General features: G+C 60.2%; 11 protein-coding genes. 6 read left to right on the top strand and 5 right to left on the bottom strand.

Features of this window, described 5'->3' with window-relative positions:
- The first annotated feature begins 98 nt into the window (after positions 1 to 98).
- Together FHS09_RS16870 and FHS09_RS16865 are read left to right on the top strand one after the other, a co-directional pair.
- Positions 99 to 1,499: a rhomboid family intramembrane serine protease gene (locus FHS09_RS16870; RefSeq protein WP_183462050.1), complete on the top strand. Its 1,401-nt coding sequence runs from the start codon at positions 99 to 101 to the stop codon at positions 1,497 to 1,499.
- A 49-nt stretch (positions 1,500 to 1,548) separates the two neighbouring features.
- Positions 1,549 to 3,312 (top strand): hypothetical protein, encoded by a 1,764-nt coding sequence (locus tag FHS09_RS16865; protein WP_183462048.1) that lies wholly within the window; start codon positions 1,549 to 1,551, stop codon positions 3,310 to 3,312.
- A 64-nt stretch (positions 3,313 to 3,376) separates the two neighbouring features.
- Here the strand turns inward: FHS09_RS16865 and FHS09_RS16860 are convergent, their stop codons facing one another.
- The 4 genes from FHS09_RS16860 to FHS09_RS16845 all read right to left on the bottom strand — a co-directional run bounded on the left by FHS09_RS16860 (position 3,377) and on the right by FHS09_RS16845 (position 7,104).
- Entirely contained in the window at positions 3,377 to 3,916 is a 540-nt protein-coding gene (locus FHS09_RS16860) for a demethoxyubiquinone hydroxylase family protein (protein WP_183462046.1), read from the bottom strand.
- 223 nt (positions 3,917 to 4,139) lie between these two features.
- Positions 4,140 to 4,778, bottom strand: a complete 639-nt coding sequence (locus FHS09_RS16855) for a hypothetical protein (RefSeq protein WP_183462044.1) — start codon at positions 4,776 to 4,778, stop codon at positions 4,140 to 4,142.
- 228 nt (positions 4,779 to 5,006) lie between these two features.
- The gene (locus FHS09_RS16850) at positions 5,007 to 5,558 is read right to left on the bottom strand and encodes a YdeI/OmpD-associated family protein (RefSeq protein WP_183462041.1); all 552 of its coding nucleotides are present in this window, start codon (positions 5,556 to 5,558) and stop codon (positions 5,007 to 5,009) included.
- A 127-nt stretch (positions 5,559 to 5,685) separates the two neighbouring features.
- Positions 5,686 to 7,104, bottom strand: a complete 1,419-nt coding sequence (locus FHS09_RS16845; protein ID WP_183462039.1) for a tetratricopeptide repeat protein — start codon at positions 7,102 to 7,104, stop codon at positions 5,686 to 5,688.
- 178 nt (positions 7,105 to 7,282) lie between these two features.
- Here FHS09_RS16845 and pepB point away from each other — a divergent pair, with 178 nt between their 5' ends.
- Positions 7,283 to 8,572 (top strand): aminopeptidase PepB, encoded by a 1,290-nt coding sequence (gene pepB / locus FHS09_RS16840; RefSeq protein ID WP_183462037.1) that lies wholly within the window; start codon positions 7,283 to 7,285, stop codon positions 8,570 to 8,572.
- Between the two features lie 172 nt (positions 8,573 to 8,744).
- A complete protein-coding gene (locus FHS09_RS16835) occupies positions 8,745 to 10,430 on the top strand; it encodes an enoyl-CoA hydratase-related protein (protein ID WP_183462035.1) in 1,686 nt (561 codons plus the stop codon).
- Positions 10,431 to 10,511: 81 nt separating this feature from the next.
- Here FHS09_RS16835 and FHS09_RS16830 read toward each other — a convergent pair whose 3' ends face one another.
- On the bottom strand, positions 10,512 to 12,035 hold the full coding sequence (locus FHS09_RS16830; protein WP_183462033.1) for a UxaA family hydrolase: 1,524 nt from the start codon (positions 12,033 to 12,035) through the stop codon (positions 10,512 to 10,514).
- Between the two features lie 210 nt (positions 12,036 to 12,245).
- Between FHS09_RS16830 and FHS09_RS16825 the strand changes: the two genes are divergently transcribed.
- Positions 12,246 to 12,983: a FadR/GntR family transcriptional regulator gene (locus FHS09_RS16825; protein WP_183462030.1), complete on the top strand. Its 738-nt coding sequence runs from the start codon at positions 12,246 to 12,248 to the stop codon at positions 12,981 to 12,983.
- Positions 12,984 to 13,147: 164 nt separating this feature from the next.
- Positions 13,148 to 14,563 carry a glycoside hydrolase family 28 protein gene (locus FHS09_RS16820; RefSeq protein ID WP_183462028.1) on the top strand — a complete coding sequence of 472 codons (1,416 nt, stop codon included), beginning with the start codon at positions 13,148 to 13,150 and terminating at the stop codon, positions 14,561 to 14,563.
- Positions 14,564 to 14,623: the final 60 nt, after the last annotated feature.

Below are 14,623 nucleotides of genomic sequence, written 5' to 3'. Positions count from 1 at the left end.
GTAAATTATGTAGCGGTTTTAGGTCGTTTGGCGGCAAGAGGATGGCATTGTTGTAATGTCGAGCCGCCCGCCCGAGCGATAACCACAAGGAAAATCCCGTGCTGATTATTCCCATCCAGAACAAGCCCGACTGGCGCCGCCCGCCGCTGGTCTGCCTGGCCCTGGTCGCGCTCAATCTGTTGGTCTTCGTGTTCTACCAAGGCGGCGACGAGGCCCGCTGGCAGCAGGCGGAGGAATACTATTTTTCCAACGACCTTTCCGCCCGCGAGGAGTCACGCTTCCTGATCTACGTGAACGAGGTGCACCCGGAATGGCGCCTGCAGGTGGACGCCGAAGGGGAGGACTTCGTCTACCGGGAACTGCTGTGGAACCCGGAATTTCACCGCTGGCTGCTGCCGCAACTGCGCGCCGAAGGGGAGAGCGAGTGGCTGGCGCAACGGCAGGAATTCGTACGGCTGCGCGATCGCCTGAGCAGTTTCGCCCTGGGGCTGACCCCGGCGGAGCCCCACCTGGCCGGCGTGTTCGGGCACATGTTCCTGCACGGCAGTTGGGACCACCTGATCGGCAATATGGTGTTCCTGCTGCTGTTTGGCCTCTCGGTGGAGCTGGCACTGGGGGCCGCCTGGTTTTTCGGCCTCTACCTGCTCGGCGGCCTGGCCGCCGCGGGGCTGCACATCGCCGTGGAGATGGGCAGCCCGGTGCCCATGGTGGGTGCCTCCGGCGCGGTGTCGGCAATCATGGGCATGTTCGTCGCGGTGTACGGAGTGCGTAGGCTGCGCTTTTTCTACACCCTGGGTTTCGTGTTCGGCGAGTTCAGCGCGCCGGCACTGCTGGTGCTGCCGCTGTGGCTCGGCAAGGAAATTTTCGGTTACTTCTACGGCGACAGCAGCATTGCCTACTGGGCCCACACCGGCGGCCTGCTGGCCGGCTTTGCCTCTGCCATGGTACTGGTAAAGCGGCGCCCGCCGCTCACCCAGATTCCGCGGGAAGACGAAGCGCCGTCGCCGGAGCAGCGCGCCATGGCGCGCATCGAATCACTGCAGAACAGCGGCAAATTATTGGAGGCGGCCGACGCCGCGGCCGCCGCGGTGCGCCAGCTCCCCCAGTCGCTGCCGCTGATTCAGCGCGCCATCGCCCTAACCGCGGCAGCGCCGGACAGCGATGCCCACCACCGCGCAAACCTGGCTCTCTTCGCCCTCGCCGGCAACTCCGCAATCGACGCACGGAGAATTTCCGAAGGCTACCGCAACTACCTCCAGGCCTGCCCCCAACCCCGGGCCCTCACCGTCAGGGCCAGCCTGTTGCTGGCACGGCGCGCAGCACAGGAAAAAGATTGGCCCTGGCTGGAGGATTTATTGCGGCGGCTGCATAAGAGGGAAGTCGAACATCCGCTGTTGCAGAGCCTTGGGATGGCGCTGGTCGATCACTATCGCAGGGTCGGGGAGGAGCAACGGGCACGGGAGGTGTTGCGGTTGGTGCGGCCTGAAGAACATGCGTAGTCCGTGATTTGCCCTGTTACATTGAATAAATTGGGTATAGGGAAGGAAAATGAGAGGCAAGCTTTGCATACTGCTTATGGCTTATCTGTTGCCGATTGCAGGGTGGACCAGCCCTGCTAATCTGGTAGATGCCGAATGGCATGAAATCGAAACTCCACATTTCCGCATAGTGACCAACGGCAGGCCGGAATCGGTAAAAGGCTTGGCGGAAGACTTGGAGCGCTTCCGGGTTGTGGCCTCTCAACTGCTCAGTGCGAGTGAAGTTCAGCATAAGCTGACAATTTTCGCGTTGGCTGACAGAAACAGTTATGCAGCCTTCGTCGGAGATGAGAACGCAAAGCGTACCGGGGGCGTATTCCATAATACCAGCTATGGAAGCTTTGCCCTGGTCAATCTTGGGAGCGACCGGTCCATGCGGGAACACCCGGCACGCGAATTCCTGTTTCATGAATACACGCACTTCCTTACCTACGGGAGAAGTCCACTCCATTACCCATACTGGTATAGCGAGGGGTTTGCGGAAGTTTTCTCCACGGTGGACTTTCCTAAAGACGGCAACTACGTGTTTGGGGCCATTCCCATGGACCGTGCCGCCTCTCTTTACTACGACCAGCCGATGCCGCTGGAGGAATTGCTCAGGGCGACGCCGACAACGGCTGACGGGAGGCAGAACTCCAGAGTCTATGCGGGAGGCTGGATGCTTACCCACTGGTTGATCATGAGCAGTGGGAAGGCAGACAGAATACAGGGTTACGTGTCGGCGTATAACCGTGGAGAGGACCCGGTGGATGCTCTGGTTTCGGCTCTGGAAATGCCGTTTGAAGAATTGGAACGACACTACATCGGGCAGGCGAAAGGCAAGTTTTCCAAACGCACAGGCCTGATGCCCCGGGGCTACAAACCCGTTCAACCGATAGTGCAGCCGTTGTCGCGAGAGGCTGCGGTGGCCGAGATTGCCCGCTACCTGGTGATGTCCGGAAAGAACGCGGATTCCCTTCGGGAACTGGTGCAGTATGCGCGGGCGGAGAGAGCTGACAGCCATGAATTGATGTCGATAATCGCGGTTGCAAAAACCCGGGCCGGAGAGTTTTCCCGGGCCGAATCCCTGCTGGAATCTATACCCTTGGGGGCGCACAGCGAGCAGTGGTACCAGAGTGCGGAAGCCTTTCTGTGGTTGGAAAGGCAGTTGGTAAAGGGCGTACACAGTGATCCCGAGCGATTGGAAGCTGTCCGCGACAGGTTTGCTGCACTGATAGAAGCCAACGATGAGGTGCCAGCCTATTGGCGCGGCTTGGCGGTCGCCATGCAGAAACTCGGGTATCCGCGGGGCGAGTACCTGAAAATACTGGAACAGGCTTACCTGAGGGCTCCGCGGGAGGTGGGTATTGCCTGGTGGTACGCTAATGAACTGTATCTTGACCGGGATGCGGAAATATTTGCCCGGGTAGCGCACCCGTTGCTTATGCAAATAACGGAGGAGCAACCGCGCACACAGCTTCAAGCCATGCTTGCCGATCTGCTGCCCGATATTGCAGCGCCTGAAGTGGATGCGGAGGAGAAAAAGACCATTGATGGTGCCTTTGCCAAGTATAAAGGGTATTCAGCGAACAAGGCTCTCGCCCTGGCCCTTGATTACAAAGGCGCCTATGTGTTCGGTTATGCATATGATTCTCCCGACCAGGATACTGCCAATAGCAAAGCCTTGGAGGTGTGTGAAGCCCGGAGGATTACATTAAATGTCGAGAGCTTGTGCAGGATTTACGCGGAAGGCGATAAAATTATTGATGCCGTGGGTTCCTCGGACAGGCTCTGAGCGGAACAGCTTCAGCGAACCCCTGCTCTCCATTTCCGCAATTTCCGGTGATACTGAGATGCGGCTATCTCATGCCAAACCGGATAACACCGTCGGTAAAAAGACTAATGGCAAACCGCAGGGGGCTATACCAGATATTGTTGGCACCGCCGTGTTCGCTGCCGATGTCCCGATGGTTCTTTTCGTCTTCCAGGATGGCCGCTACGGTATGGTAAGCAGCCCTGTCGGATTTGCTCTCGAGATAGGTGAGCTGGGTATTGAGATGGTTTACCACCACGGATTCCACCGCCCAGGTGCAGGCCATAATGCCCTTCTTCCCGAGCAGCTCGGATACAAACCCCATAAAGTAGCCCCCGAGCCCGCAAAGCCAGAAGCTCTTGCACTTCACGCCGTTCCGGGACTGGATTTCCGTCCAGAATATTTGCAAGTGTCTTTTCTCGTCGGCCAGGAATGATTCGAGCAGTGGAACCAGGTCGCGCATAAAGATTCGGGAAACAAGTATCTGCGAGCGATATATATTTATCGCGCCAAATTCCCCGGCGTGATTCACCTTTAGAATCTTCTTGGGGGTGTCCAGGCTTCCTTTGCTATCTTTATATTTCACTTGGCATCGTTCAGATCGGTTGTGCTGGCTATTTGATCTACAGTATCAAAAGGATGTTTTTTCTTTGCCCCTGCGCGCCTGCGAATTATCTGTCAGTAAGGTTTGGCGGAAAAATTGTACTCCGACCCAATATCAATATTCTTTGGGTAGAATGATGGTTGTTGTTATGCATCTATTGGCATGCTAGACGTGCCGCTGTACCTGAATTAGCCTTCAGGTGAAGTTAGTTATAAACATACAGGTTCACGCCTATCGTTGAGCCCACTGTACCCTGAGCTGCTGAGGTGTAGGCAGTATGGGCTTTGAACCAGTGGCGGTTGCCAACCAATCCGGGGTCACACCAGGAGCCATTGGAAGCTTCCTGGAAGAGCCAGTGCAATGTCCCATCGGTTCTGCCCATCAACCCAATCGAAAACAGATGAGTTGAAAGGGGGCGTCTGATATAGGAGTCCATATAGACGTGGGAGGCGTTGGCGTAATTCGCCACGACATTTTTCAACGTGGTGACTTCTCCGCCGTACCCGACCTTGTTAAAGATGGTTTCTATGCCCGGAGAGGTTTCCAGCACCAGAGTAATCCCGTTGGCGTTGCGTAGTATGGTCTCGGCTATATTGCTGGGCATGGTTAATCCGGGTGCCCGACCGCCGACGCGCATTGGGAACAGGTCGCGTTCCAGCCGGGTATCGCCATAGTTCCAATAGTTCGCTTGGGTTTGGCTAGCCAAATTGGCCCCTGATGGCAGGGTCAGGGTAGCGACCGTCAAGTTGTTTTCATGCAATACTTTGAGACCCCAGGCGGTAGTACAACACCCACAAGAGGTAGGATCAATCTGTTGAGAGGCAGTGATGTGGTTGAAAGGCATGTTCGAGTTCCTTCTGAAATATTGTAAGTGTTTATTACTTGCTGGGAAGAATCTTTGTTTACGGTAGGGCTGCTAATAGTAAGTCCGGGGCAGACCTGATTTCAGCCAAATTGGCTCAGCGCTCCAGCATAAATCCTTGTTTCAAATCATCACCCATGAGGTCAGTGCCATCCAGGTCATACGTCAAAATTGTACCCTGACTTCGGTTGTTCATAAAATTCGCCCGATTTAATCTGCCGCTTTGGGCGCGCTGAAGGCTTTACTATAGTAGCCAGATGGATCGAAACAGCAAACCCGTCGTTTTCCAGAAGCAAGCATGTCACAAGCATTACTAATCCGCTTCGCCCGAGTCTTGGACTGCTTGGCTGAAGTAATCCAGTGTATCCAGTCCAGGCGTGCGATGGTCGTTGTATCGTCCCAAACGGCTCGAGCCTCGGGAGCAGCCGCAAGGGCTTCTTGCAGGTCCGAGGGAATCTCAGGTTCTGGTTCTTGTTCCACTGACATGATCTCAAACGTGACAGTGTCGCCAATGTTCACGCCTGCGGCTTCGAGTAGCTCCTCGTTTACCCGCAGCCAATGACTCAATTGGCCATCCGGCTCAAGCGTGGCCCGGAAGCCGTGACCGTTGATGGTGCCCTCTACCGTCGTCCTTCCCCGTCTTGGAAGTTTTGCGCTCGCGTTCTTGGGCAGAATTATAAAAGCCCACGGCGCATCGCTGCCCGACTTAGCTGGACAAAGCAGTTTTGCTTTGAAGCGAGACTTTGTGTCGCTTTGTGTCATTTTGAATCAGCCTCCAAATGCGCCTAACGTTGCCAGCTGAGCGTACAGACTGGCCTTGTATGCCCATATATACCCATAAATGGTCGTATGTATAAAAAATCGTGAGTGGCACGTCTGTGCCGAGCAGTCAGTCAGCCACCTGCACCCCACCAAGTACCCGCTCCAACGTATCCATCTGCCCCTGCAACTTGCTATTGGGAAAATGCTGCCGCACAAACGCCAGCAGCTTCCTCGCCATATCCTCGCGGTTAAAACCGTCGATATAGATCTGCGCCAAGAGCAAATAAGCCGCATCCAGGTGCCGGTAGTCCTTGTCTTCCTTATGCAAATTATTCAGCAGCATCGCCGCCGGCCGGAATTTCTGCTGTCGGTAGAGGGCCTCGGCCAGGGTGTGACGGAGGTGGGACTTGTCGATGGTGGGGAGGGGGTCTGTGGCCAGGTAGAGCTCCGCGGCCTTGTGGGCGCGGTTCATGCGGATGAATTTTTCCAGCAGGTGTGGGCCCAGTTCGCGCAGGGCTTTTTTGTCCTGGGTGGCGAGCAGCAGGCGGTAGTAGCGCTCGTTGAGGGCCGGGTCGTCCGGGTACCGGCGCAGACATTCCACCAAGGCGCGGCGCGCGCCGTTGAAGTCGCCCTCGCGCATCAGTATCTGGCTTTCTGCCAGGGCGCGGGCGCGGTTGAATTCGGCTTCCTCAAGGAAGTCGCCGTCGTCGTCCCGCTCGGCGATGATGCCCAGTTTTTGCTGTCGGGACAGGCAGATGTAGCCCATCATCGCGCTGGTCACAATATAGAAGTAAGTCGTGCTCGCCGCGATTACAGGCACTATGGCCCAGGGCGGCAGCTTGTCCGCCACCAGCATCACCAGGTAGCCAGGGGCGGCAGAGACGGCACTGGTGGTGAGCCAAAGCAGCAGGTAGGGCCAGCCGATAATCACGGTGAACTGCAGCAGTTTGAGCGGGTTGATGGCGGGGCGCAGGCTGCCCTCCAGGGCCAGTACTATCATCGCCGCCGGGGCCAGCAGGGAAAGCGCAATGGAGTAGAGCTGCAGGGCGCCCTGGCCGAAGGCCATCAGCTTGTAGCCGACAAAGCCGGCGATCAGCGTCATGCCGATCACCTTGAGAAACAGGGGTGCGCTGTTGCCGTCCAGGGCGTCGCCGAAGGATGGCGCCTGCAACTGGCCGCCGGCCAGCTTCTCGATCACCAGCAGGTTGTAGCGGCTGACCAGGGCCACCGCCGCCAGCAGCAGTAGCAGCGAGATGATGCCCAGGCCGGAGATCATCAGGCCGGCGCCGGTGGCCAGCGCAAGCACCGTCAGCGGGCCCGGCTGCAGCGCGTAGCGGAAGTAGAAGAGGCCCATCTGCCAGAAAGGTTTGGCGCTGTTGCTGGCGCCGATATAGTCGAGCGGCTTGTGGCACAGGGGGCAGTCCGGCTGCCCGTTGCGGTAGTTGGCGCTGGCGCCGGGGATGCAGCTGCCGCAGAAGTGGCGGCTGCACGGCTGGCAGTGCCAGGCGGCCTCGGCGGATGAGTGGTAGTTGCAGGGCTCGGCCATGAATAAATCCGTTTGTTGTCGTTATTTCCCGCGCGCCAGTTTATACCGGCGCACCCCCTCCCCCAACCCCTCCCCCGCAAGCGGGGGAGGGGGGCTATAGAGCGAGCGGAGAGGGGAGTTGATTAGGCTGCTAGAATGCACCGCAAATCCACCCGACGATTTCAGTTAAGGATGCAGTATGACGAAGGCAATGCAGGTCCAGTTGGTCAAGACCGCCGCGGCGGAAACCTGGGGTGACAAGGCGCTGTTGAGTTTTTCCGACGGCGGCGCTGTGGTACACGCCACTGAGGCCGCCGGCGCACCGATGGTGACGGTCCAGCGCGCGGCGCGGCGGCTGGACGGTATGGGCGTTCCCGCGGTGACGCTCGCCGGAGGCGGCTGGGACCTGGAGAGCCGCTGGGCCTTTTGGGCCGGCTACTACAACCCGAATCGCGAGAACCGCCTGGATTGGGGCACGCAGGATGCCGCCGAGTTGAAGGAGCTGAAAGCCCGCGAGGCGGCGGCGCGCTGGGTGCGCGAAATCACCAACGGCACTCCGGAGGAGGTGTTCCCGCGGGCTTTGGCGGAGAGCGCGGCGGACATGCTGCAGAAGCTGGCGCCGGAGGCGGTTAATTACCGGGTTGTCGCCGGGGAGGAGTTAGTACAGGAGGGTTTCGCCGGTATCTACAAGGTGGGCCATGGCAGTGCGCGCGAGCCGGTGATGCTGGAGCTGGACTATAACCCTTCCGGGAACGCCGATGCGCCGGTGGATTTCTGCCTGGTGGGCAAGGGCATTACCTTCGACTCCGGCGGTTACAGCATCAAGCCCTCCAGCAATATGGTCACCATGAAATCCGATATGGGCGGTGCCGCCATGGTCAGCGGCGGCCTGGGGCTGGCCATCGCCCGCGGCCTGCAGAAGCGGGTCAAGCTCTACCTCTGTTGCGCGGAAAACCTGATCTCCGGCCAGGCTTTCAAGCTGGGGGACGTTATCCGCTACAAAAATGGCGTCAGCGCGGAGATTCTCAATACCGACGCCGAGGGCCGGCTGGTGCTGGCGGACGGCCTGATCGCCGCGTCGGAACAGAATCCGCGCTGGATCCTCGATGCCGCCACCCTCACTGGCGCGGCGAAGATGGCGGTGGGGCGCGACTACAACTCCGTGCTCAGTTTCGAAGATGAAACCGCGCAGAAGGTTCTGGACGCCGCCGCCCTGGAAAACGAAAGGGCCTGGCGGCTGCCGCTGGAGAAATTCCACCTGGAGCAGATACCCTCCGGCTTTGCCGAGGTGGCCAATGTAGGGATCGACGGCAGCGCCGGCGCCTCCACTGCCGCGGCCTTCCTGGCCCGCTTTGTGCGCGATGAGGGGCGCGCCTGGGTGCATGTGGACCTGTCCGGCTCCTACCTGCCCTCCGCCAACGATATGTGGGCCCAGGGTGCCAAGGGGCACGGCCTGCGCACAATTGCACGCTTTTTGCAGGACAACTGAGGTAGAGAGGTCGCGCTGGTTAGTAGGACGGGCAAAGCAAAGCGTGCCCATCACAGGGGAGTTGATGGGCACGCTTTGCTTTGCCCATCCTACAAAAAGATGACAGCGTTCTCTTGAGATACCACGGGGAAAGAGGATTTTCCCGAGCCCAATAACAACAAGGAGTGTCACCATGCGAGTCCTGCTGCTGTGCAGCGCTTTCAACGGCATAAGCCAGCGTATCCACCGCGAACTGGAACTGCACGGCTGCCAGGTTTCCGTAGAACTGGCCACTGGCGAAACCGGGATGGAGAATGCAGTGGCCGAATTCCGCCCGCGGCTGATCGTCTGCCCCTACCTGGTCCACAGGATTCCCGACGCCATCTGGCAAAAAATACCCTGTCTGGTGCTGCGCCCTGGCATCGAGAGCGACCGCGGGCTCTCGTCTCTCGACTGGGCGATCGCCAGCAACTGTACCGAGTGGGGCGTGACCCTGCTGCAGGCCAACGGGGAAATGGGCGCGGGGGATATCTGGGGCACCGCCACCTTCCCCCTGCGCGGCGCCAGCAAGGCCGGCCTTTACCGGCGCGAGGTCACCGCCGCCGCCGCTTCCCTGGTCAAGTCGGCCCTGGCCGCGCTGAAAGACCCCGGTTTCACTCCCCGTCCACTGGAGACGCAAAAAATTCCCGGGCGTGTGCAGCCGCCCATGCGCCAGGCGGACCGCGCGATCGACTGGCAAAGGGATTCCACCGATATCACCATTGCGAAACTGCGCGCCGCCGACAGCGCGCCGGGTATCCGCGAGGAGATCGGCGGCCAGGTGGTGTTCCTCTATGGCGTGCGCCGGGAGGAAAATCTCTCCGGCGGGGCGGGCGACTTTATCGCCCACAGCAACGGCGCCGTCTGTCGCGCCACCGTCGATGGTGCCGTGTGGATACCGCAGGCCCGGTGCGAAGGGGGGATCAAACTGCCCGCGGCGCAGGTTTTGCTGCCGCTGCTAAAGGAAATCCCCCGCGAGTTGAAAAACATCCCCAGCGCCGTGGAGGATATTCGCAGCGCGCGGATCGGTGATGTGGCCTACCTCTATTTCGACTTTGCCGGCGGCGCTATGAATACCGGCCAGTGCCGGCGCCTGCTCGGGCACTACCGCGAACTGCAGTCCGGCGATGCGCGGGTGATTGTGCTGATGGGTGGCGAGGATTTCTGGAGCAACGGCGTCCATCTGCATTGTATCGAGGCGGCGGAGGACCCGGCGCGGGAGTCCTGGGAGAATATCAACGCCATCGACGATCTGGTGGAAGCCATTATCGAAACGCCCGATCAGATCACCGTGGCCGCCCTGCGCAACAACGCCGGCGCCGGTGGCGCCATGATGGCGCTGGCCTGTGATCATGTATTACTGCGCGAAGGCGTGGTGCTCAATCCGCATTACCGGACTATGGGGTTCTGCGGCTCCGAGTACTGGACCTACCTGTTGCCGCGACGGGCTGGGCAAAAGCAGGCCCTGGCGCTGACCCAAAACTGCCTGCCGTTGCTCGCCACCGAGGCGCTGCAGATGGGGCTTGGCGACGAAATCTTCGATGAGGGGTGGGATATTTTCCAGCGGGAGATGGAGCATTATTGCCGGATATTGTCGCAATCTGCCAACTTTGGCGCGCAGCTGAAAGCCAAGCGGGCCATGCGCACTGCCGATGAAAAGCGCAAGCCGCTGCGCCGGTATCGGGAGGAGGAGCTGGAAGGAGTGTCCGCGGTGATCTTCGATCCGGAAGCGGAGTACCAGCGGGCACGGCGGGACTTTGTCTACAAGATTCCCCCACAGGAGACACCAGCGCATCTGCGCCGAAAAGTGCGTTTCTGGCAGCGGGTGGTGTTTTCCTGAGCCCACCAGATACCTGTGGGACGCCTGAGACTGGACAGGGCCGGCAAGACAAAGCTGAACCGGCTCTGCCTTTCCCGGGATTTATATCACCGCGCCGATCCGCCAGGGCGCAAACTCGTTGTCGCCGTAGTCGAGCTTTTCACTGGCACTGAGCTCACCGGAGGCAATGGCCAGGATGCGCTGGAAAATAAACTCGCCGTGTTCGGCCACTGTGTATTCGCGGTCGAGAATACCGCCGCAGTCGATATCCATGTCCTCGCGCATCCGCTCGAACAGCTGCGAGTTGCTCGCCAGCTTGATACTGGGCACCGGTTTGGCACCGAAGGCTGAGCCGCGGCCGGTGGTAAAGCAGACCACATTGGCGCCGGAGGCAATCTGACCGGTTACCGAAACCGGGTCGAAACCGGGGCTGTCCATAAACACCAGCCCTTTCGTGCGCACCTGTTCGGCGTAGAGGTAGACATCCTGCAACATGGTGGTGCCGGCTTTGGCCTGGGCGCCCATGGATTTCTCCGCGATCGTGGTCAGTCCGCCGGCCTTGTTCCCCGGTGAGGGGTTGTTGTTCAGGGCTACGCCGTTGATCTCCGTGTAGTGCTCCCACCAGTGGATGCGGTCTACCAGCTTTTGCGCCACTTCCGGGGATACCGCGCGGCGGGTGAGCAGGTGCTCGGCGCCGTAGATCTCCGGTGTTTCCGAGTAGATTACCGTGCCGCCGTGACGTACCAGCAGGTCCGCCGCGGCACCCAGTGCCGAGTTGGCGGTGATGCCGGAATAGGCATCGCTGCCGCCGCACTGCACCGCGAGGGTCAGTTCCGAGGCGGGAACGGGCTCCCGCCGGCAGTTGTTCGCCGCCGGCAGCATGGTGGTGAGCTTCTCGATGCCGGCCTGGATGGCCGCTCGGGTACCGCCCTGCTGTTGGATGGTCAGTGTCTGAAACAGCGGGTTGGTTTCCAGGCCGGACTCGCGCAGCACGCTGCTCACCTGCATTGCCTCGCAGCCCAGGCCGATCAACAGTACGCCGGCGAAGTTGGGGTGGGCGATGTAGCCGTGCAGGGTGCGCAGCAGCGTCTGGTAGCCCTCGTCGTAGGTGGACATGCCGCAGCCGCTCTCGTGACCCAGGGCGACGATACCGTCGATATTGGGGAAGTCCCGCAGCATGCCGCTGTTTTGAAAATGCGCGGCCACGGCCCGGCCCACGGTCACCGAGCAGTTGACGGTGGAGACGACTGCCAGGTAGTTGCGGGTGCCGGCCCTGCCGTTGGGCCGTCGAAAGCCCTGGAAACTGGCCCGGGCCGCCGGGTCGACGTAGTCGACGGGCTGCGCCTCGCTGCAGAAATCGTGGCTGGGTTTGTGGTTGCCGGCACACATATTGTGCTCGTGCACGTGTTCGCCAGCGGCGATATCGCGGGAGGCAAAGCCAATAACCTGGCCGTATTTGAGTACTGCTTCGCCGCTGGCGATGGGGACGACCGCCACCTTGTGCATGGCGGGCAGGTCACTGACCAGCTCGAGCATGGCGTCGCGCCAGTTCACCAGGCTGCCCGCGGGCAGCAGAGCGCGGCTGAGGGCGACATTGTCAGATTCGTGAATATGGATAAGGTCCATCTGCGTACAGACTCCGCACCGGCAAACGGCCAGGAACAACTGATTTTTATTGATTGCTATGTGAATGGCTGCAATCTAGCACTATATTGGTAAGGCCGCAATCTTGAATTAGACTTGTTTTGGTAAGACTGTTGTGGCAGTAGTTCTGTTGTAGCGGTTAAACCCCATCTGCTAAACTGCGCCGATTAACGAATGACGGAGAATGCCTTCATGCAAGGTGTGCGACTTTACCAACAGGTGGCCGAACAACTGGCCGCCGCCATCGCCTCCGGTGACTACCCTCCGGGCACACGCCTGCCGGCGGAGCGCAAGCTGGCGGAGCGCTTTGAGGTCAGCCGGCCCACGGTGCGCGAGGCGATTATCGCCCTGGAACTGGCCGGTTGTGTGGAAGTGAAAGGCGGCTCCGGCGTCTATGTGGTGGACGCGGAGGTGGGTGTCTTCAAGGCCGGGGAATCCGATATAGGCCCGTTTGAGATACTGCAGGCGCGCATCATGTTCGAGGGGGAGGCCGCTGGCTTGGCCGCCCGGCAGATGACTGAGGCGGAACTGGAGGGGCTGGAGCGGATACTCGAGGAGATGATCGCCGAGAACGCCACCGAGGCCAACGCAGAGGTGGCGGACGAGAAGTTCCACCTGCATATTGCCCGCAGCACCCGCAACGATGCTGTGGTCTCCGTGTGCGAGCATCTGTGGCAGCTGCGCAACAGTTCCAGCGTGTCCGCGCGCATCCTGGAAAAGGTGCGCCAGACCGGCTCCCGGCCGCGCATCGAGGAGCACCGCAGGATTCTCGACGCCCTCAAGCGCCGCGATGCGGATGCAGCCAGGAGCGCCATGCGCGATCACCTGCAGCGCGTGGTGCAGCAACTGCTGGACGCCACCGAAGCCGAGGCCCTGGAGGCCGCGCGGCGCGAAGTGAATGCGGCGCGCCAGCGCTTTGCCCTGCCCTGAAGGTAGTGACCAATGATCGATGATTAGTTTTTCAATTTAATCATCTGTCATTGCTTTTCCTTCCCCTTGCTCCCGTAAAATTGGTATGACACCATTGGGTCATAGTAATAGTCTGGTCTTGCCGCTTTCGGCTGAGATAATAACGATAGTGGAGTTAGGGAGTTATGACACAGTTGAGCCGGCGCGCGTTTCTGCAATCTGCTCTGGCCGCGGCCGCCATTCCTGCGGTGCCCAGGGCCATGAGCCGGCCGCCGCGGATGGATTACAGCGGCCCTTGGGCCGCGGTACCGGAAATCCTCGCCGCCATCGAGCGGCCGCAGATTCCCTCTCGAGAGTTCAATCTCCGACAGTACGGCGCCAGTGGTGAAGGCGAGGATGCCAGCACCGCCTTCGCCCGCGCCCTGGCCGCCTGCCGCGAGGCTGGCGGCGGCCGCATCCTGGTGCCGCCGGGGCGCTACCGCAGTGGCCCCATTCACCTGCCATCGAATACCGAACTGCACCTGCAGGAAGGTGCGGTGCTCTCCTTTATTCCCGAACCGGAACGCTACCTGCCGGCGGTAAAAACCCGTTGGGAGGGAATGGAGCTGATGGGATATTCCCCCCTGATCTATGCGCTCGGTTGCGAGAATGTGGCGCTCACCGGCAAGGGCCGCATCGACGGAGGTGCGGACTGCGATACCTGGTGGCCCTGGAAGGGGAAGAACGGCAAATGCGAATACCGGGAGAGCCCTACGCAGAAAGCTGCGCGGGACGCGCTGTTTGAGGATGCGGAAAAAGGCCTGCCGGTGGCGGAGCGGGTCTATGCCGACGGCAGCTATCTGCGTCCGCCGCTGGTGCAGTTCTACCAGTGCCGCAATGTGCTGATCGAAGGCGTTACCCTGGAAAACTCCCCCTTCTGGGTCATGCACCCGGTGCTCTGTGAAAACGTCACCGTGCGCGGAGTCACGGCGCGCAGCCACGGGCCCAATTCCGACGGTTGCGACCCCGAATCCTGCCGCAACGTGCTGATTGAGGATTGCCTGTTCGACAACGGCGACGACTGCATCGCGATCAAGTCCGGGCGCAATGCGGATGGCCGCCGGCTGGCCACACCCAGCGAGAATATCGTCATCCGCAACTGCCGTATGCGCGACGGTCACGGTGGCCTGGTGCTGGGCAGCGAGATTTCCGGCGGGGTGCGCAATGTGTTCATGGAAAACTGCGTAATGAGCAGCCCCAACCTGGACCGCGGTCTGCGCATCAAGACCAACGCCATGCGCGGTGGCGAGATACACGATATCTATGTGCGCAACCTGGAAATCGGCCAGGTGAAGGACGTGATCGTGATCAACTTCTTCTACGAGGAAGGGGACAAGGGTCCCTTTGATCCGGAGGTGTACAACATCTTCGTGGACAACCTCCGCTGCGAGAAGGCGCAGCGCGCCTTCCATATCCGCGGCTTCGACCGCGCCCCCATCCGCGGTCTGCATATTTCCAACAGCGAGATAAAGAGTGCGGGCGACCTTGGGGTGATCGAGGCGCTGAAAGAATTTACCGCGAAGGGCTTGCTTATCAACGGCAAGGAGTTCCGTCCAGCCTGACCTGTAGGAGCCTGCTTGCAGGCGAATGAGGTATCGAGACGAAGCTCTTGGAGTGTGCGC

The sequence above is a fragment of the Microbulbifer rhizosphaerae genome (genome assembly GCF_014191725.1).
Lineage (GTDB): Bacteria > Pseudomonadota > Gammaproteobacteria > Pseudomonadales > Cellvibrionaceae > Microbulbifer > Microbulbifer rhizosphaerae.
The sequence above is the reverse complement of the archived record's forward strand: the minus strand, read 5'-3'. Positions and strand labels throughout refer to the sequence as shown.

Excerpts from the sequence above, each read along its gene's own strand:
- FHS09_RS16830 (WP_183462033.1), bottom strand. The coding sequence starts at position 12,035 with ATGGACCTTATCCATATTCACGAATCTGACAATGTCGCCCTCAGCCGC.
- FHS09_RS16845 (WP_183462039.1), bottom strand. The coding sequence starts at position 7,104 with ATGGCCGAGCCCTGCAACTACCACTCATCCGCCGAGGCCGCCTGGCAC.
- FHS09_RS16855 (WP_183462044.1), bottom strand. The coding sequence starts at position 4,778 with ATGCCTTTCAACCACATCACTGCCTCTCAACAGATTGATCCTACCTCT.
- FHS09_RS16835 (WP_183462035.1), top strand. The coding sequence starts at position 8,745 with ATGCGAGTCCTGCTGCTGTGCAGCGCTTTCAACGGCATAAGCCAGCGT.
- pepB (WP_183462037.1), top strand. The coding sequence starts at position 7,283 with ATGACGAAGGCAATGCAGGTCCAGTTGGTCAAGACCGCCGCGGCGGAA.
- FHS09_RS16820 (WP_183462028.1), top strand. The coding sequence starts at position 13,148 with ATGACACAGTTGAGCCGGCGCGCGTTTCTGCAATCTGCTCTGGCCGCG.
- FHS09_RS16825 (WP_183462030.1), top strand. The coding sequence starts at position 12,246 with ATGCAAGGTGTGCGACTTTACCAACAGGTGGCCGAACAACTGGCCGCC.
- FHS09_RS16865 (WP_183462048.1), top strand. The coding sequence starts at position 1,549 with ATGAGAGGCAAGCTTTGCATACTGCTTATGGCTTATCTGTTGCCGATT.
- FHS09_RS16850 (WP_183462041.1), bottom strand. The coding sequence starts at position 5,558 with ATGACACAAAGCGACACAAAGTCTCGCTTCAAAGCAAAACTGCTTTGT.